The organism is Aeromonas bivalvium (genome assembly GCF_046078285.1).
GTDB lineage: Bacteria > Pseudomonadota > Gammaproteobacteria > Enterobacterales > Aeromonadaceae > Aeromonas > Aeromonas bivalvium.
Window position 1 is genome coordinate 1 of sequence record NZ_JBGXBV010000015.1, and the last position, 17,399, is coordinate 17,399.

A 17,399-nucleotide genomic window follows, 5' to 3' on the forward strand; every position below is an offset into this window, starting at 1 on the left:
ACTCAACCGCCTTCTCGAGTCAAGCCTTATTTTCAAAGGCTTTTTCGAGGCACCGACCGGCTTGTCTGCGTTGCCGCTTGCCCTGTCGATGGAGGCGCATTATAGGGAGCAGAAACTTTCTGGCAAGGGGATTTATGCAAAAAAGTACGTTTTTCTGAAGATTCAGCACCAAGTGTCGATTTATCCACCAATTATCGTAAAAAGGATACAAAAAGCCCCGCTTGGGCGGGGCTAGGGGTTTGACAGCACGCCTCAGCGCTTGTGCCAGAAATCATGGGCGAAGATACGTACCTTGTCCCAGTCGGTAAACTCGATGTCCCGGCTGGTATCCGTGCTGCCACCGGTAATCTTCATGATCAGTTGAATGATGAGAGTCTGCCACCAGTTGTACTTGGAATACTGCAGGGCACCGGCAAAGACCCCCAGATTCTTCGGCTTCCAGGGAGAGCTTTGCAGAAACTTCTTCATATAGGCATTGGTTTGCGGTGTCTGCTTTTCTGGCTTGCGGGCGGTCAGGTTGACACAGAAGAAGGCGGCATTGGCGACCTCCAGCTGTTCATGGTGAGCATGGATGAAGCTGAGCAGGCTGGGATGGAAGTGGCCGTAGCGGATAGAAGCACCGATCAAGACCTTCTTGTACTTGCTGAGGTTGCACATGGGCAGGCTGTGCAAATCATGCATGACGACCTCACATCCCGGCATTTCTTCGAGCATGACATCAATGATTTTTCGGGTTTGGCCATCCCGAGAGGAATAAAGCACCAAAATCTTATCCATACCAACCTCAACTACGCCAGAATGCAGGAGTTAACAGTACCAGAAGTGTAAAAATTTCCAATCGACCAAACAGCATGGCGATGATCATGATCCATTTGGCGGCATCCGTCGTGCTGGCGAAGTGGGGAGCCACCTCTCCCAATCCCGGCCCCAGGTTGTTGAGGGAGGCCACCACGGCAGAGAATGCCGTCAGCTCATCCATGCCAGTGGCGATCAGCCCCAGCATGCAGAGAATGAAGATGATGGCGTAAGCGGCGAAGAAACCCCATACCGCCTCTATCACCCGCTCCGACAATGCCTTGTTACCCAATTTTATCCGATAAACGGCGCGGGGATGGATGAGACGCTTGAGCTCCCGCAACCCCTGCAGATGCAGCAGCATCAGGCGCACCACCTTGATGCCGCCCCCGGTGCTGCCGGCACAACCACCCACGAAGGAGGCCAGCATCAGCAACACAGGCAGAAACAGCGGCCATTCTGAGAATCCCGTGGTGCTGTAGCCTGCGGTGGTGGCAATGGAGACGGACTGGAACAGGGCGTGGTCCAGGGTTTCTGACCAGCTCTCGTAGTTGGCGTGGTGCATCAGCATCAGGAAGCAGACCAGGGTCAGGCCGATCTGGAGACCGATGAAGACCTTGACCTCGGGATCCTTGAGATAGACATAGAGCCGCAGCGGCCTGTGGGCAAAGGCAGCGAAGTGCAGGGTAAAGTTCACCCCTGCCACCATCAGAAACAGCACAGTGATCAGATTGATGGCACTGCTGTTGAAATAACCGATGCTGGCATCATGGGTCGAGAAGCCGCCGATGGCCACGGTGGAGAAGGAGTGACAGATGGCATCGAACAGCGTCATCCCCGCCATCCAGTAAGCCAGAGCGCAGCTGAGGGTAATGAACAGGTAGATGTACCAGAGCGCCTTGGCGGTTTCGGCGATACGCGGGGTCACCTTGTTGTCCTTGACCGGCCCCGGGATCTCGGCCCGAAACAGCTGCATGCCGCCGATACCGAGAATGGGCAGGATGGCAACCGCCAATACGATGATCCCCATGCCCCCCAGCCATTGCAGCAACTGGCGATAGAACAGGAAAGCCTTGGGCAGCTCATCCAGCCCGGTCAGCACGGTCGCTCCTGTGGTGGTGAGGCCGGAAAAAGATTCGAAGAAGGCCTCGGACACGCTCATGTCCGGCACCTCCCCCAACATGAATGGCAGGGCACCGACACTGCCGAGCACGGTCCAGAACAGCACCACGATCAGGAAGCCCTCTTTCGACCTGAGCTCCTTCTTGTGGTGGCGATTGGGAAACCAGAGCAGCAGGCCGAGCAGCAGGGCGATGAAGAAGGCGCTGACGAACTCAGAACCCCCCCCGTCTCGATAACCGAAGGCAACCAGGGCCGGCAGCAGCATGGTGGAGCTGAACAGAGCCACCAGCAGGCCAACGATGCGGATAATACTCAGAATGTGCATGCAGGCCCCGTCTCCCGACAATGAAACAGCGATGGATTCTAGCCATCTATGGGCTGCAGAGATACCCGTCCGTGGGTTCTATCGGTCAAGATGCGGTTGACCTGCTGCCAATCGGCGTCGGCCCACTCCACCTCGAGTCGTACCCGCTGGCCATAATCCGACTGACGCAGTTGCCCGGCGTGGCTCAGCAGCAGGCTCTCTATCACCCCCATGTCGCCATAATCACACTCGATGAGGGAGGGGCGCCTGGCTATCTTCTGCCTGGTAGAGAGTGCCTTGAGTGCCATGCCGACTCCGCCCCCATAGGCCTTGACCAGACCACCGGTACCGAGCAGCACGCCGCCATAGTAGCGCACCCCCACGGCGGCAATCTCCCCTATCCCCGAGCCCATCAGCTGGGCCAGCATGGGTTTGCCGGCGGTGCCAGAGGGCTCGCCATCATCGCTGAAGCCATAGACCTGGCTGTCGTGAGGCGCCCCGGCCACGAAGGCCCAGCAGTGATGGCGCGCCGAGGGATGAGCCAGGCGCACTTCCTCTATCCAGGCCTTGGCCGCCGCCACGCTCGGGACATGGGCCAACAGGGTGATGAAGCGGCTCTTCTTGATCTCCTCGCTCACCTCCACACCGGCCACCGGGATCGGGTAACTCGACGCCATCAGAGGCCCGCTTGTCGGGTGAGATTCTCCACCCCATGACTGTGGAGCACTATGTTGTCCTCGATGCGGATGCCACCAAACGGTCGCAGCGCCTCCACCTTGTGCCAGTTGACCCGCTTGCCCTGCTCACCGCGGCGCAGCGGCTCCAGCAGGCTGTCAATGAAGTAGAGACCCGGCTCTATGGTGAACACCTGGCCTGGCTCCATCACCCGGGTGCAGCGCAGGTAGGGGAATTGCTCCGGCGCGGCAAGATGGGTGCCACGCTCGTCCTGCATGAAGCCGCCGGCATCGTGTACCTGCAGGCCGAGGAAGTGGCCGAGACCGTGGGGGAAGAAGACGTTGGTGACCCCGGTACCTATCATCTCGTCCACCGACATATCCACCAGCTCGACCGATTGCAGTACCCGCGCCAGCCTATGGTGCATCTGCTGGTGTAGCTCCGTATAACGGCGGCCCGGCTTGACTTCATCGATGATGGCCCGTTGCTGCTCATCCATGATGGCGATCAGATCGGCAAACTCGCCCCGGCGCCAGGCCCAGGTGCGGGTGATGTCAGAGGCATAGCCATGGAAGTCCACCCCGGCGTCGATCAGGAAGGAGTGGCGTTCGGCATCGGCCACCCGCTGATGGGAGAGCTGGGTGTAATGGAGGATGGCTGCATTGCGGTTGATGGCGACTATGTTGCCGTAGGGCGCCTCATTGGCTCCCTGCCCCACCGCCTTCATGTAGGCAAGATTGATCTCGAACTCGCTCGCCCCCGCCATGAACGACTCCTTGGCCGCGATGTGGCCACGTACCCCGAGCCGGTTCGCCTCACGCAGGCACTCCAGCTCGTAATCCGTCTTGTAGGCACGGTGATAGTGCAGGTAGTTGAGCACGGCCTCCGGGTTGGGCTGGGTCAGTCCCAGCAACTCGGCCACTTCGAGATGCCCCCCCAGATAGGCCCATCCCTGCCTGTCGGCAGGCAGATGATCCGCCACCTGCTCCGGCCGGGTCAGGAAGCGAATGTCGAAGAAGTCGACCCAGAAGGCATTGGGCAGGTCCGCCACCTTGTGCCAGAAATCCACCGGCCGGTAGAACAGCAGCACGGGCTTGTTCACGCCATCCACCAGCAACCAGCAGTGAGGATTGTCCAGCACAGGCAACCAGGCCTTGAAGTGGGGATTCACCTTGAAGGGGTAATCCTGATCATCGAGGAAGATGCGGTGGGCCTGGCCGGCATGGATGGCCAGGCCGCTGAGCCCCTGCTGTTGCAGTATGTCGCGGCTGCGGCGCTGCAGCGTCTCTATGTGCTGGGCGAAAAGTTGGCTGTAACTGCTCATGGCATCCTGCTCCGACATTGTGGTTACCCCAGCATAACATCAAGCTCTGGGGGCCTCGACCCGTCACACCGCCGCTTCGTGAGGTAAAGCACGGGTTACGGAGGGATTGTTATTAAAAACAAACCAGGCATTAACAAATAAGAAACAGTTCAATACACTGCCATCAGATATATGCAGCCAGGGATCACTCATGCACAACCGCCGTCTGTGGCAGCCGGACCAGGCCAGGATCAGCCAATCCAACCTTCATCAGTTCATGGGCGAGGTCAACCGCTTCCATGGCCTGCAACTGCAAAGCTACGCCGAGCTGTATCAGTGGTCGGTGGAGAAAACCACCCGCTTCTGGCCACTGGTCTGGCAGCACTGCGGCGTCAAGGGCGAGTTGGGGGACATAGTGGCGGAGAACCGCCAGGAGATGCAGCACGCCCGCTGGTTCCCCGACAGCCGCCTCAACTTCGCCGAGAACCTGCTGCGCCGTCAGGACGAGAGTCCCGCCATCATCTCTCGCATCGAGGATGGCGCCAGCCGCACCCTGAGCTGGCGCGAACTGGGGGAGCAGGTAGCCAGGCTGGCCCAGTGGCTGCGCAGTCAGGGCATAGGCCGCGGCGACGTGGTGGCCGCCTATCTGCCCAATATCCCCGAGACCGTGGTCGCCATGCTGGCCACCACCAGCCTGGGAGCAATCTGGACCTCCACCAGCCCGGATTTTGGCGAGGCGAGCGTGGTGGAACGTTTCGGTCAGACCCGGCCCCGGGTGCTGTTCGCGGTGGATGGCTATCGTTACGGCGGCAAGGCCATCGACATCCAGAGCAAGGTCGCCGCCGTGGTCGCCCAGATCGACAGCATAGAGCAGACTGTGATGATCCCCCTGCTGGGTCAGCCCCTGCCATTGGGGCACGACTGGCATCAGCTGCTGGCCAGCCAGCATGGCGCCCAGCTCGTCTTCGACCCCATGGCCTTCAACGACCCGCTCTACATCCTCTATTCGTCCGGCACCACCGGCAAACCCAAGTGCATCGTCCACGGCATCGGCGGCACCCTGCTGCAGCATCTGAAGGAGCATCAGCTGCACTGCGACATCAAGCCGGGGGAGCGGATCTTCTACTTCACCACCTGCGGCTGGATGATGTGGAACTGGCTGGTGAGCGCCCTCGCCTCCGGTGCCACCCTGGTGCTCTACGACGGTTCGCCTTTCTACCCGGACGGCAACGTGCTCTGGGATCTCGCCCGCGACGAGCAGGTTGCCCTGTTCGGCACCTCGGCCAAGTATCTCGATGCCCTGCACAAACAGGGCTATGCCCCCATCAACACCCACGACTTGCCTGCCCTGCGGCTCATCTGCAGCACCGGCTCCGTGCTCTCTCCCGAAGGGTTCGACTACGTCTATCAGCAGATCAAGCAGGACGTTCAGCTCAGCTCCATCTCAGGCGGCACCGACATCTGCTCCTGCTTCGTCATCGGCAACCCGCTTAGCCCCGTCTATCGCGGTGAGAGCCAGGGGCGCGGCCTTGGCCTAGCGGTACAGGTATTCAACGAGACCGGTCAACCGGTGCAGGGGGAGAAGGGCGAGCTGGTCTGCACCAAACCCTTCCCGGCCCAGCCCATCTACTTCTGGGGTGACGAGAACGGCGACAAGTATCACGCCGCCTACTTCGAGCGGTTCGACAACGTCTGGTGCCATGGCGACTGGATTGAACTGACCGACACCGGCGGCATCCTGTTCTACGGCCGCTCCGACGCCACCCTCAATCCGGGGGGCGTGCGCATCGGTACCAGCGAGATCTACCGCTATGTAGAGCAGCTCGACGAAGTGGAGGAGAGCATCGTCATCGGCCAGCAGTGGCAGCAGGACGAGCGGGTGGTGCTGTTCGTCAAGCTCAAGGCAGGCTGCAAGCTGGACGACGCGCTGCGCGAACGCATTCGTCAGCAGGTGCGCCAGCACTGCACCGCCCGCCATGTCCCTGCCCGCATCCTGCAGGTGGATGCCATTCCCCGCACCAAGTCCGGCAAGATAGTCGAGCTGGCGGTGCGGGAAGTGGTGCACAACAGACCCGTCAACAACACCCATGCCCTGGCCGATCCCGAGGTGCTGAACCAGTATCGCAACCGGCCGGAACTGGCCAGCTGATCAACGACACATGTCGCGAGCAGGCGCCACGAGGCGCCTCTCTTTTGCCCGTTTTGTGATGGAGAGCTTTTACTCAAACACTGTTAAACGAATGTTTTAAATAGGTGTTGAAATTGTCATGCTTTGGATCAATAGTGAGCCTCGCCCCCTGCTGGGGATAAAGGAGCACCACCCCCCACCATGTGGGAACAAGGAGACACTCTCATGATCTACCAAGGCGAAACCCTGACGGTCAGCTACCTCGAAGACGGCATTGCCGAGCTGAGGTTCGATGCCCCGGGTTCAGTCAACAAGCTGGATCGCGCTACCCTGCTCTCCCTGAGCGAAGCGATCGCCGCATTAAAACAAGAACGTGAACTAAAAGGTCTGATCCTCACCTCCGGCAAAGACGCCTTCATCGTCGGCGCCGACATCACCGAATTCCTGGAACTGTTCAGCCTGCCGCAGGAAGATCTGCTCGGCTGGCTGAAAAAGGCCAACGACATCTTCAGCGCCATCGAAGATCTGCCGGTGCCGACCCTGTCCGCCATCAAGGGCCACGCCCTGGGCGGCGGCTGCGAGACCATACTCTCCACCGATTTCCGGCTGGCTGACACCAGCGCCAAGATCGGCCTGCCCGAGACCAAGCTCGGCATCATGCCGGGCTTTGGCGGCACAGTCCGTCTGCCGCGCATCATCGGCGCCGACAACGCCCTGGAGTGGATCACCACCGGCAAGGATTACCGTGCCGATGACGCCCTCAAGGTGGGTGCCATCGATGCCGTGGTCGCCCCGGACGCGCTGCACAGCGCTGCGGTACAGATGATGAAAGACGCCATCGCGGGCAAGCTGGACTGGCAGAGCCGTCGCGCCGCCAAAAAAGCCCCGCTGCGCCTCTCCAAGCTGGAAGCCATGATGAGCTTCACCACCGCCGCCGGCATGGTTGCCGCTGTGGCCGGCAAGCACTATCCGGCGCCCATGACTGCGGTGAAAACCGTCGAGGCCGCCGCCGGCATGAGCCGCGACGAGGCCCTCAACGTCGAGGCGCAAGGTTTCATCAAGCTGGCGAAAACCGACGTGGCCAAGGCGCTGGTCGGCATCTTCCTCAATGATCAGCACATCAAGGCGCTGGCCAAGAAGGCCGCCAAGCAGGCGAACAAGGCCACCGGCCATGCCGCCGTGCTGGGTGCCGGCATCATGGGGGGCGGCATCGCCTACCAGTCTGCCAGCAAGGGCATCCCGGCGGTGATGAAGGACATCAACGAGAAGGCGCTGGCGCTCGGCATGAATGAGGCCACCAAGCTGCTCAATGGCCAGCTCGAGCGCGGTCGCATCGACGGCATCAAGATGGGCCAGGTGCTCTCCGCCATAACCCCGACCTTAAGCTATGACAACGTCAAGCATGTGGACGTGGTGGTCGAGGCCGTGGTCGAGAACCCGAAAGTGAAGGCGGCCGTGCTGAGTGAAGTGGAAGGCGTGATCGGTGAAGACGCCGTGCTCGCCAGCAACACCTCCACCATCCCCATCTCCCTGCTGGCCAAGGGTCTGAAGCGCCCCGAGAATTTCTGCGGCATGCACTTCTTCAACCCGGTGCACCGTATGCCACTGGTGGAGATCATCCGCGGCGAGCAGACGTCGGACGACACCATCAACCGCGTGGTGGCCTACGCCGCCGCCATGGGCAAGTCCCCTGTGGTAGTCAACGACTGCCCGGGCTTCTTCGTCAACCGCGTGCTCTTCCCCTACTTCTTCGGCTTCACCAAGCTGGTTGCCGATGGCGCCGACTTCGCCGCCGTCGACAAGGTGATGGAGAAGGAGTTCGGCTGGCCCATGGGCCCCGCCTACCTGCTGGACGTGGTCGGCATCGACACCGGCCACCATGCCGGTGATGTCATGGCCCAGGGTTTCCCGACTCGCATGAGCAAGGAGGGTCGTACCGCCATCGACGTCATGTACGAGGCGAGCCGCTTCGGTCAGAAGAATGGCAAGGGTTTCTACGCTTACGAGCAGGACAAGAAGGGCAAGCCGAAGAAGGTGGCCGACGCCGCCAGCTACGAGCTGCTGGCCCCCATCGCCAAGCCGAAACAGGAGTTCGACAAGGACGCCATCATCGCCCGCATGATGATCCCCATGATCAACGAAGTGGTGCTCTGTCTGGAAGAGGGCATAGTCGCGACGCCGGCCGAAGCCGACATCGCGCTGGTCTACGGTCTGGGCTTCCCTCCCTTCCGTGGTGGCGTGTTCCGCTATCTGGACACCATAGGTCTGGATCGCTATGTCGCCATGGCCGACCAGTATGCCGACCTGGGCCCCCTCTATCGCGTCAGCGACAAGCTGCGTGAGATGGCCGCCCAGGGCAACACCTTCTACTGATTGCCCAAAGGAGATCCATTCATGAAAGACGTAGTCATTGTCGACTGTATCCGGACCCCCATGGGCCGATCCAAGGGCGGAGCCTTTCGCAACGTGCGTGCAGAAGATCTGTCCGCACACCTGATGAAATCCATCCTGCTGCGCAACCCCAACCTCGACCCGAACGAGATCGAGGACATCTACTGGGGCTGCGTGCAGCAGACCCTGGAGCAGGGCTTCAACATCGCCCGCAACGCCGCCCTGCTGGCCGGCATCCCGAAACAGGTGGGGGCGGTTACCGTCAACCGCCTGTGCGGATCCTCCATGCAGGCGCTGCATGACGCCTCCCGTGCCATCCAGGTCGGTGACGGGGACATCTTCATCATCGGCGGCGTCGAGCACATGGGCCACGTGCCCATGAGCCACGGGGTGGACTTCCACCCCGGCATGGCGAAATCCGTGGCCAAAGCCTCCGGCATGATGGGGCTGACCGCCGAGATGCTCGGCAAGCTGCACGGCATCAGCCGTCAACAGCAGGACGAGTTTGCCGCCCGCTCCCATCGCCGCGCCCACGCCGCCACCGTGGAAGGACGCTTCGCCAGGGAGATCGTCGGGCTGGAAGGGCATGACGCCAGCGGCGCCCGCTTCTTCTACGACTATGACGAGGTGATCCGCCCCGAGACCACGGTCGATGGCTTGAGCCAGCTGCGCCCTGTGTTCGACCCGGTCAACGGCACCGTCACCGCCGGCACCTCTTCTGCCCTGTCCGATGGCGCCGCCGCCATGTTGCTGATGAGCGCGGATCGCGCCAAGGCGCTGGGCCTCACCCCTCGCGTCCGGGTGCGATCCATGGCGGTGGCCGGTTGCGATGCCGCCATCATGGGTTATGGCCCGGTACCGGCCACCCAGAAGGCGCTCAAGCGCGCCGGTCTGACCATGGCCGACATCGACCTGATCGAGCTGAACGAGGCGTTTGCCGCCCAGTCCCTGCCCTGTGCCAAGGATCTGGGGTTGCTGGAGATGATGGACGAGAAGGTGAACCTGAACGGCGGCGCCATCGCCCTGGGTCACCCCCTGGGCTGCTCCGGCGCCCGCATTTCCACCACCCTGATCAATCTGATGGAAGAGAAGGACGCCAACCTGGGTCTGGCCACCATGTGCATCGGCCTGGGTCAGGGCATCGCCACCGTGTTCGAGCGGGTGTAAGTGAATCCCCCTGACCGGTTCGCCGGTCAGGGGCGCCACCTTGGGGTGGCAACAACAGACTGAAGGTCGCCCTGCCTCCCGGCGCAGCGGCGCCATCACCCATACCGGGGTCGGCCTGCCGATCCCGCTGTCGAGTCTGTGGAGCGCACCACACGGGGTGCGTTCCTGCCGTCGGAATCTGCGCTTGGCCGCCCCGTTTGGGTCGGCCTTTTTTCGTTCAGTGCGGCAAATCGGCGGCGATACCCCCCTGACGTCACATTAGATGGGGGGTTTGCTTGCTTTTTGCCCCCCTGACAGGTTCAATCTGCACAAAAAAATGGGTGGATGCACATACATATGTCAACGAGCAAACAACTGCTGATCGTCGATGACGACCAAGAGATCCGCGAGCTGCTCAACGAATACCTGACCCGGGCCGGCTTTCAGGTACTGATGGCGGCGGAAGGAAACGAGATGCGCCAGCAGCTCGCCCAGCACAGCCCGGACCTCATCATTCTGGACATCATGATGCCCGGCGACGACGGCTTTACCCTCTGCCAGCAGATCCGTCGCGACTCCCAGGTCCCCATCATCATGCTGACCGCCGCCTCCGACGAGGCAGACAGGGTGATCGGTCTGGAGCTTGGCGCCGACGACTACATCGCCAAACCGTTCAGCCCCCGCGAGCTGCAGGCCCGCATCAAGGCGCTGCTGCGCCGCGCCGAATTCCGCCAGCCGGAGAAAGAGAAGGAGCCGAGCCGTCGGCTGCGCTTCGCCGAGTGGACCCTGGACACCCTGAGCCACCAGCTCACCCACGAAGATGGCAGCCTGCTGGATCTCTCCGGCAGCGACTTCGTGCTGCTCAACATGTTCTTGCAGCAGCCGGGCCAGGTACTGGACAGAGACACCATCTCGGACGCCACCCGCGGTCGCGAGAGCCTGCCCATGGAGCGCGGCATCGACGTGCAGATCAGCCGCCTGCGCCAGAAGCTGGGAGACAACGGCAAGAGCCCGCGCATCATCAAGACCATACGCGGCAGCGGCTACATGCTGATCGCAGAAGTGCACGAGCTGCCATGAGGATCAGGCGCACCCGCCCCGTGGGGCACTCATAATGGCCCAGATCTGGCGGATGCTGATGCCCCGCTCCCTGCTGTCGCGGATGCTGCTGCTGTTGCTGCTGGCCATCCTGCTCTCCCAGACCATTCTCACCGGCATCTGGATGCAGCAGATCCAGAAGCGGGAGCTGGAGGGCATGATCAGCACCACCCGCAACCTGGCGCTGTCGGCGGCCTCCACCGTCAACTTCTTCAAGTCCCTGCCCCTGCAATACCGCCATATCGCCCTGGATCAGCTGCGCAACATGGGGGGCAGCCGCTTCTTCGTCTCCCTGAACGAGGAGGAGATCCACATCAGCGCCATCCCGGACAGCGAGCGCAAGACCCTGGTGCTGAGCGAGGTCCAGGGGGTGCTCAGTCGCAAGCTCTCCGACGCCATGGCCATCAAGGTGGACTTCTCGCGCCCCGACGATCTCCATGTGTTCAACAACGACACCCTGCTGGCGGACCTGCCCTCCTCCTGGGCCCGCTACACCCTGTCGCTCGAGCCCATCAATCCGCCCGTGCTGGTGACCCAGATAGAGATAGAGCCGGGAGAGTGGCTCTATCTGGCCGCCCTGCTGCCCGCCCCCTACATGACCCTCGACGATACCGTGATGCCGAGCAACCAGGTGCGCTTCATCGCCCTGATGACGGTCTTCCTCTGCTTCTTCACCTTCCTGCTGGTACGCTGGCAGACCCGGCCGCTGCGCCGCCTCGCCAAGGCGGCAGTCAATCTTGGCAAGGACATAGATCAGCCGTCGCTCAAGGAAGAGGGCGCCTCGGAAATCGTGGCGGCGACCCGCGCCTTCAACATCATGCAGCAGCGCATCCGCCGCTATATCGACGACAGGGAGCGGCTGTTCAGCTCCATCTCCCACGACCTCAAGACTCCTATCACCCGGCTGCGGCTGCGGGTCGAGCTGCTGGACGACGAGGCCCAGATCGCCAAGTTCAACAAGGATCTCGACGAGCTGGAACTGATGGTGAAGGGGGCTCTGCAGACGGTGAAGGAGACTGACATCCACGAGAACATCGAGGATATCGACATCAACACCCTGCTCGAACAGATGGCCGAGGCCATGAACCTGCACGAGGAACGGCTCACCATAGAAGGGTTGTGCAAGTGGCCCTACCGCGGCAAATCCCTGGCCCTCAAGCGCTGCATCGGCAATCTGGTGGACAACGGCATCAAGTATGGCGAGCGGGTGCGCATCATCATCATGGATGACGAGGAGATGCTGATCCTCTTCATCATGGACGAGGGACCCGGCCTGCCGGAGGATCAGCTGGAGCGCATCTTCGAGCCCTATGTCCGTCTCAGTACGGATCAGGCTGGTACCGGCCTGGGTCTGGGCATAGCCCGCAATATCGCCCACGCCCACGGCGGCGATCTGGTGCTGGAAAATCGCCCCCAGGGCGGCCTGCAGGCCACTCTCTCCCTACCAAGGCAGTAATGTATGGAGTGGTTGTCTTTTTCGGTCATCACCCCGCTCTCCCTGCCCGTCGCCGCCTCCCTGCGTGTCGGAGTGCTGCACGGGTGGCGTGCGCTTGGCACCGGCCACTCTCCTTTCATCAAGGCTGTCACAGTATGAAGTTGTTCCCGTTTGCCATTGTTGCCCTGCTCTCCTTGCCCGTCGGCGCCTCCCTGCGTGCCGGGGTGCTGCACGGGTGGCGTGCGCTCGGCACCGGCCACTCTCCTTCCATCAAGGCTGTCACAGTATGAAGTTGTTCCCGTTTGCCATTGTTGCCCTGCTCTCCCTGCCCGCCGGTGCCTCCCAGGTCGAGGTGCTGCACTGGTGGACCTCAGGCGGCGAGGCCAAGGCGGTGGCCGAGCTCAAGTCCGAATGGGCGGCCCTGGGCAATCAATGGAACGACTTCGCCATCCAGGGCGGCGGCGGCAAGAGCGCCATGACGGTGCTGAAAAGCCGGGCCCTGGCGGCCAACCCACCGGAGGCGGCGCACCTCAAGGGCTATGAACTCAAGGAGTGGGCCGGGCTTGGCTTCCTGCGCGACCTCACCCCCATGGCCGAGCACCTGGGCTGGTACGCCAGACTGCCCCCCATGGTACGGGACACCCTCAGCCAGAACGGCGCCCTGATGGCGGTGCCCACCGGCATTCACAGGGTCAATTGGCTCTGGCTGAACCGCAAGGTGTTCGAGCGACTCGAGCTGACCCCTCCCACCGACTGGAACCAGTTCGTGGCGGTGGCCGAGCAGCTCAAGGCGCAGGGGGTGACCCCGCTCGCCATCGGCAACGAGGGGTGGCAACTGACGGTGCTGTTCGAGGCGGTGGCACTGGGGGAAGGCGGCGTCGACTTCTACCGCAAGGCCTTCCTCGAGCAGGATGAGGCGACCCTGACCGGCCCGGACATGGTGCGGGTGCTGTCACGCTTCCACCAGCTGCGCGCCTATGTGCCCAAGAGTTTCGTCGGTCTGAAGTGGCACCAGGCCACCAATCAGCTGGAGACAGGCGAAGCCGCCATGCAGGTGATGGGGGACTGGGTGAAAGGGGAGCTGAGCGCAGGCAACTACCGCCCGGGTGAAGATGTCGAGTGCCTGCCGAGCCCGGGCAGTGCCGGGTTGTTCAGCTACAACCTGGACTCCATCGCCATGTTCAAGCAGCGGGATCCCGCCCAGTTGCAGGCCCAGGGCGAGCTGGCCCGGCTGCTGATGACCCCGCACTTCCAGCAGGCCTTCAACCGGGTCAAGGGGTCGATCCCGGCGCTCGTCGAGCCAGACATGAAGCGCTTCGATCGCTGCGCCATCAAGTCATACCAGGATTTCAAGGCCGCGGAGCAGAGCGGTACCCTGCTGCCCAGCATGGCGGAGGGGATGGCCACCCCGACCAACACCCGCCAGGCCATCATGGATGTGCTAGGCAACTTCTTCAACGATGGCCGGGCCAGCGCCGAACTGACGGCCCACCACCTGGCGCGGGCCATTCGCTCGGCCCGCTGACCGGCGGCCAGAGACGACAGAGGCGGATGATGATCCGCCTCTGTCGCTATGGGAAGGATAAGCCGAAATCAGGAGGGGTCGTTCTCGTCCTCGTCATCCTCGTAGTAGTCGCTCAGCTCAATCCAGAGCCCCAACCCAATCATCACCATGGCGCCAAACCAGGTGCCCGTGTTTCCGATCGGGCTGCCCAGCACTATCATGGAAAACGCCAGAAACCCCATGGCCGCATAGGCCTGCAATCTGCCTTGTGACTGGATCATATTCATACCTCCTTGTTGAATATGGTGCATTTTTTATATTACTCGTCAGGTCACGGCAGCATAGAGCCGGGGCCAACTTTGGTATCATCGGCTGACATTGGCCCCACCGGTTTGATTATTTTTTAGCCTTGGGTATCATTGGCAGCGAATTAGGTTGAAGGTTGATTAGAGATGAGTGATTTATTCTGCGACGCAAACCATGAACTGGATGCAATCGGGCTCCGTTGCCCGGAACCCGTGATGATGGTGCGCAAGCGCGTTCGGACCATGGCCCAAGGGGAGACCCTGCTGGTCAGCGCCGATGACCCTTCCACCACCCGTGACATTCCCAGCTTCTGCCGCTTCATGGATCACACCCTGATCGCCAGCGAGACAGAGCAGGCCCCTTACCGCTACCTGATCCGCAAGGGTCAATAAGCCCCCCTCTCCCCAGGAGCGCACCATGACGATTACCCGAATCGGCACCACGGCCCGTTGGTCTGATGTTGTCATCCACAACGGCACCCTCTATGTGGTGGAAGTCCCCGCCAGCGAGACCGCCGACATCCACCAGCAGACCCGCGAGGTGCTGACCAGCCTGCAGCGCCTGCTGGAAGCCAACGGCTCCGGGGTCGACAAGATCCTGATGGCCAACATCTATCTCAAGGACATCGCCGATATCGCAGCCTTCAACGAACAGTGGGACGCCTGGATCCCGGCGGGCACAGCCCCCGTACGCGCCTGCGTACAGGCCCGCCTCGCCCACGAAGGCTACAAGGTGGAAGTGCAGCTGACCGCCGCCGTCTAAGCCGAGCGGGATGCCTGCCCCCTCATCCCCAGCCCTTCTCCCGCAAGGGGAGAAGGGCGCAGGCGCCATTGCTCTCAACGGCCCAAACAAAAGGCCCCACCATCGCTGGCGGGGCCTTTCTGTTGGCGTCGAACCGGACCGCTTAGGCGGTCGGGGTCAGGGTGATCGTCACCCGGCGGTTCTGGGCCTTGCCGGCGGCGGTGCTGTTGGTGGCGACCGGCTGATCCGGGCCCACACCGCTGATGGCGATGCGGCTGCCGGAAACCCCCTGGCCAATCAGCTGGGCGGCAACGGCATCGGCGCGATCGCGGGAGAGCTTCATGTTCAGCTCGCGGGAGCCTGTGCTGTCGGTGTGACCGACCACGTTCAGGCGGGTCTTGTCGAACTCGGCCACCACCATGGCCACGCCGGACAGGGTGTTGGCCCCGGCGGCTTTGAGCTGGGAACTCGAGCTGTCGAAAGTGACGTTGTTCGGCATGTTGAGGATCAGCTGGTCGCCGTTACGGGTGACGCTGACGCCGGTACCCTGCAGCTTCTCCCGCAGCTTGGCTTCCTGCACATCCATGTAGTAACCGATACCGCCACCCAGGGCAGCGCCCGCGGCCACGCCCGTCAGGATGCCCTTCTTGCGATCACCCTTGCTGGAGGAGAGCGCACCCACGGCAGCGCCGGTGGCGGCGCCGGCCAGCGCACCCCAGGCGGACTTGCCGGTCTGCTGCTCGCCCGTGTAGGGGTTGGTAGTACAGCCAGTGATGGCGACGGTCAGGGCAAGTGCAGGAACCAGTTTCTTGAAATGCATGAAAAAACCTCTGAAAAAGAACGACTCTAGCCGATGGCTGCGCATTCTAACCCAGGGGGACGCCAAGGTGTGTCGCGCGCATTTCGGATATGAGCAAGAGAGCTGGCAGCCGATGACCCTTCATCATGCCAGAGGCCTGCATGACAGATGGAGCTGGCGCGGCGCCATCACCACGGCAGAGAGGGCAATATGGGACAGCGCTTGCCTCCCCCCCCAGATGCGGGGTTGTCTCACAAGAGACCATGACCCCAGAGTGGGTGACCTTTCTCACGGAGCCATGACCATGTCGTCCCTTTCCCACCCAGCCCTGCTCATCATCGACATCCAGGTGGGCCTCCTTCACGGCCCGGAAGCCCCCCATGCCGGGGCCGAGACCCTGGCCAACATCAATCGCCTGAGCCAGGCGGCCCGCAGTGCCGCTCTCCCCGTGCTGGCGGTGCGCCACACGGGCCCGGCCGGCAGCCCCATCGCCGCCGGCAGTCCGTTCTGGCAGCTTGCGCCTGAGCTGGTCGTCGGCGAGGCCGATCGGGTGTTCGACAAGCAGCGCCCCAGCGCCTTCCATGGCACCGGCCTCGATGGCTGGCTGAAAGAGGACGGCGTGCAGACCCTGATCATCACCGGCATGAAGACCCAGTACTGCATCGACACCACCTGCCGGGCGGCGGCAGATCTCGGCTACACCGTGGTGCTGGTGAGCGATGCCCACACCTGCATGGACACGCCGCAACTGACCGCCCCCCAGATCATCGCCCATCACAACGCCACCCTGGCCGGCCCCTTCGTGCGGCTGATGAGCAGCGACGAGGTGTGCGAGGCGCTCGGCCGCACCCTTGAGCCCTGCTGATTCAGAGCAAAAAAAGAAGGGAGGCTTGAGCCTCCCTTCTTCGTTCATTCTCCTTCACGTCGCCGCTGCTTGCTGGCACTCGGCGTGGCAGGGGCAGGTCACCAGATGATCGTTCACCATGCCCACCGCCTGCATGAAGGCATAGCAGATGGTGCTGCCGACGAAGGTGAAGCCGCGCTTCTTGAGGGCCTTGGACATGGCATCCGACTCCTTTGATGTCGCCGGAATGTCGCCGTTGCCCTGACGCTGGTTGACGATGGGGGCGCCGCCCACGAAGCCCCACAGATAATCGACGAAGTCGATGCCTTCCGCCTCCAGCGCCAGATAGGCGCGGGTATTTTTGATGATCGACTGCACCTTGAGCCGGTTGCGGATGATGCCGGTATCCTGCATCAGCCGTTCCACATCCTGCTCGTCGAACTGCACGATGCGCACCGGATCAAAATCCGCATAGGCGCGATGGTAGCTCTCGGTGCGCTTGAGGATGGTGATCCACGACAGCCCCGCCTGTTGACCGTCGAGGCAGAGCTTGGCAAACAGCTCGCGGGCGTCATACACCGGCCTGCCCCACTGTTTGTCATGGTATTCGATGTATTCCGGGTCTCTGGTCACCCAGGCGCAGCGCAGTTCCATTTCCTCTCCCCTGTTTTTCATCGGCCATCAGCAGGCCGCTTGTGTCGGCGACATCATAGGGCAAGCGGCAACATAGCCCCACTAATCCCCTGTAATTTCGCCTATTATCCGACCATGCCAGACGGTATACTCCCTCGGTTCACATTCAGCAAAT

General features: G+C 62.1%; 19 protein-coding genes. 12 read left to right on the plus strand and 7 right to left on the minus strand.

Annotation, left to right across the window (positions count from 1 at the left end):
• Positions 1–235 (plus strand): hypothetical protein (locus tag ACEUCR_RS19795; protein WP_408791989.1); only part of this gene is annotated, 235 nt, incomplete at its 5' end.
• Positions 236–252: 17 nt separating this feature from the next.
• Here ACEUCR_RS19795 and hemG read toward each other — a convergent pair.
• From hemG to pepQ, 4 genes are read right to left on the minus strand one after another with little or no spacing between them, the layout of a single operon-like run.
• Positions 253–777 carry a menaquinone-dependent protoporphyrinogen IX dehydrogenase gene (gene hemG, locus ACEUCR_RS19800; RefSeq protein ID WP_041997643.1) on the minus strand — a complete coding sequence of 175 codons (525 nt, stop codon included), beginning with the start codon at positions 775–777 and terminating at the stop codon, positions 253–255.
• Positions 778–784: 7 nt separating this feature from the next.
• A complete protein-coding gene (locus tag ACEUCR_RS19805) occupies positions 785–2,242 on the minus strand; it encodes a TrkH family potassium uptake protein (protein ID WP_041997645.1) in 1,458 nt (485 codons plus the stop codon).
• A gap of 38 nt (positions 2,243–2,280) precedes the next feature.
• Positions 2,281–2,898: a YigZ family protein gene (locus ACEUCR_RS19810; RefSeq protein ID WP_041997647.1), complete on the minus strand. Its 618-nt coding sequence runs from the start codon at positions 2,896–2,898 to the stop codon at positions 2,281–2,283.
• Positions 2,898–4,220 (minus strand): Xaa-Pro dipeptidase, encoded by a 1,323-nt coding sequence (gene pepQ / locus ACEUCR_RS19815; RefSeq protein ID WP_408748637.1) that lies wholly within the window; start codon positions 4,218–4,220, stop codon positions 2,898–2,900. Before pepQ ends, ACEUCR_RS19810 begins: the two co-directional genes overlap by 1 nt.
• A 190-nt stretch (positions 4,221–4,410) precedes the next feature.
• Here pepQ and ACEUCR_RS19820 point away from each other — a divergent pair, with 190 nt between their 5' ends.
• From ACEUCR_RS19820 to ACEUCR_RS19855, 8 genes are all read left to right on the plus strand, one after another.
• Positions 4,411–6,348 carry an acetoacetate--CoA ligase gene (locus ACEUCR_RS19820; protein WP_408791991.1) on the plus strand — a complete coding sequence of 646 codons (1,938 nt, stop codon included), beginning with the start codon at positions 4,411–4,413 and terminating at the stop codon, positions 6,346–6,348.
• Positions 6,349–6,552: 204 nt separating this feature from the next.
• On the plus strand, positions 6,553–8,700 hold the full coding sequence (gene fadB, locus ACEUCR_RS19825) for a fatty acid oxidation complex subunit alpha FadB (protein WP_408791993.1): 2,148 nt from the start codon (positions 6,553–6,555) through the stop codon (positions 8,698–8,700).
• 21 nt (positions 8,701–8,721) lie between these two features.
• Complete coding sequence (gene fadA / locus ACEUCR_RS19830) at positions 8,722–9,885, plus strand: acetyl-CoA C-acyltransferase FadA (protein WP_041997653.1); 1,164 nt, start codon at positions 8,722–8,724, stop codon at positions 9,883–9,885.
• Positions 9,886–10,221: 336 nt separating this feature from the next.
• Positions 10,222–10,944 carry a response regulator gene (locus tag ACEUCR_RS19835; RefSeq protein ID WP_041997655.1) on the plus strand — a complete coding sequence of 241 codons (723 nt, stop codon included), beginning with the start codon at positions 10,222–10,224 and terminating at the stop codon, positions 10,942–10,944.
• Positions 10,945–10,978: 34 nt separating this feature from the next.
• Positions 10,979–12,418 carry an ATP-binding protein gene (locus tag ACEUCR_RS19840; RefSeq protein WP_408791996.1) on the plus strand — a complete coding sequence of 480 codons (1,440 nt, stop codon included), beginning with the start codon at positions 10,979–10,981 and terminating at the stop codon, positions 12,416–12,418.
• 3 nt (positions 12,419–12,421) lie between these two features.
• Positions 12,422–12,556: a hypothetical protein gene (locus tag ACEUCR_RS19845; protein ID WP_408791998.1), complete on the plus strand. Its 135-nt coding sequence runs from the start codon at positions 12,422–12,424 to the stop codon at positions 12,554–12,556.
• Complete coding sequence (locus ACEUCR_RS19850) at positions 12,553–12,687, plus strand: hypothetical protein (RefSeq protein ID WP_408792000.1); 135 nt, start codon at positions 12,553–12,555, stop codon at positions 12,685–12,687. The genes ACEUCR_RS19845 and ACEUCR_RS19850 overlap by 4 nt, the downstream gene beginning before the upstream one ends.
• A complete protein-coding gene (locus tag ACEUCR_RS19855; protein ID WP_408792002.1) occupies positions 12,684–13,922 on the plus strand; it encodes an ABC transporter substrate-binding protein in 1,239 nt (412 codons plus the stop codon). Before ACEUCR_RS19850 ends, ACEUCR_RS19855 begins: the two co-directional genes overlap by 4 nt.
• Positions 13,923–13,990: 68 nt before the next feature.
• Here ACEUCR_RS19855 and ACEUCR_RS19860 read toward each other — a convergent pair whose 3' ends face one another.
• A complete protein-coding gene (locus ACEUCR_RS19860; RefSeq protein ID WP_111875051.1) occupies positions 13,991–14,182 on the minus strand; it encodes a hypothetical protein in 192 nt (63 codons plus the stop codon).
• A gap of 171 nt (positions 14,183–14,353) precedes the next feature.
• On the opposite strand from ACEUCR_RS19860, the gene tusA reads away from it, so the two are divergent.
• The gene (gene tusA / locus ACEUCR_RS19865; protein WP_111875052.1) at positions 14,354–14,599 is read left to right on the plus strand and encodes a sulfurtransferase TusA; all 246 of its coding nucleotides are present in this window, start codon (positions 14,354–14,356) and stop codon (positions 14,597–14,599) included.
• Between the two features lie 25 nt (positions 14,600–14,624).
• A complete protein-coding gene (locus ACEUCR_RS19870) occupies positions 14,625–14,969 on the plus strand; it encodes a RidA family protein (RefSeq protein ID WP_111875053.1) in 345 nt (114 codons plus the stop codon).
• 142 nt (positions 14,970–15,111) lie between these two features.
• Here the strand turns inward: ACEUCR_RS19870 and ACEUCR_RS19875 are convergent, their stop codons facing one another.
• Positions 15,112–15,768 carry an OmpA family lipoprotein gene (locus tag ACEUCR_RS19875; RefSeq protein ID WP_041997665.1) on the minus strand — a complete coding sequence of 219 codons (657 nt, stop codon included), beginning with the start codon at positions 15,766–15,768 and terminating at the stop codon, positions 15,112–15,114.
• 283 nt (positions 15,769–16,051) lie between these two features.
• On the opposite strand from ACEUCR_RS19875, the gene ACEUCR_RS19880 reads away from it, so the two are divergent.
• A complete protein-coding gene (locus tag ACEUCR_RS19880; protein ID WP_408792003.1) occupies positions 16,052–16,612 on the plus strand; it encodes a cysteine hydrolase family protein in 561 nt (186 codons plus the stop codon).
• Between the two features lie 54 nt (positions 16,613–16,666).
• Here the strand turns inward: ACEUCR_RS19880 and ACEUCR_RS19885 are convergent, their stop codons facing one another.
• Entirely contained in the window at positions 16,667–17,245 is a 579-nt protein-coding gene (locus ACEUCR_RS19885) for a DNA-3-methyladenine glycosylase I (RefSeq protein WP_408792005.1), read from the minus strand.
• Between the last annotated feature and the right edge of the window lie 154 nt (positions 17,246–17,399).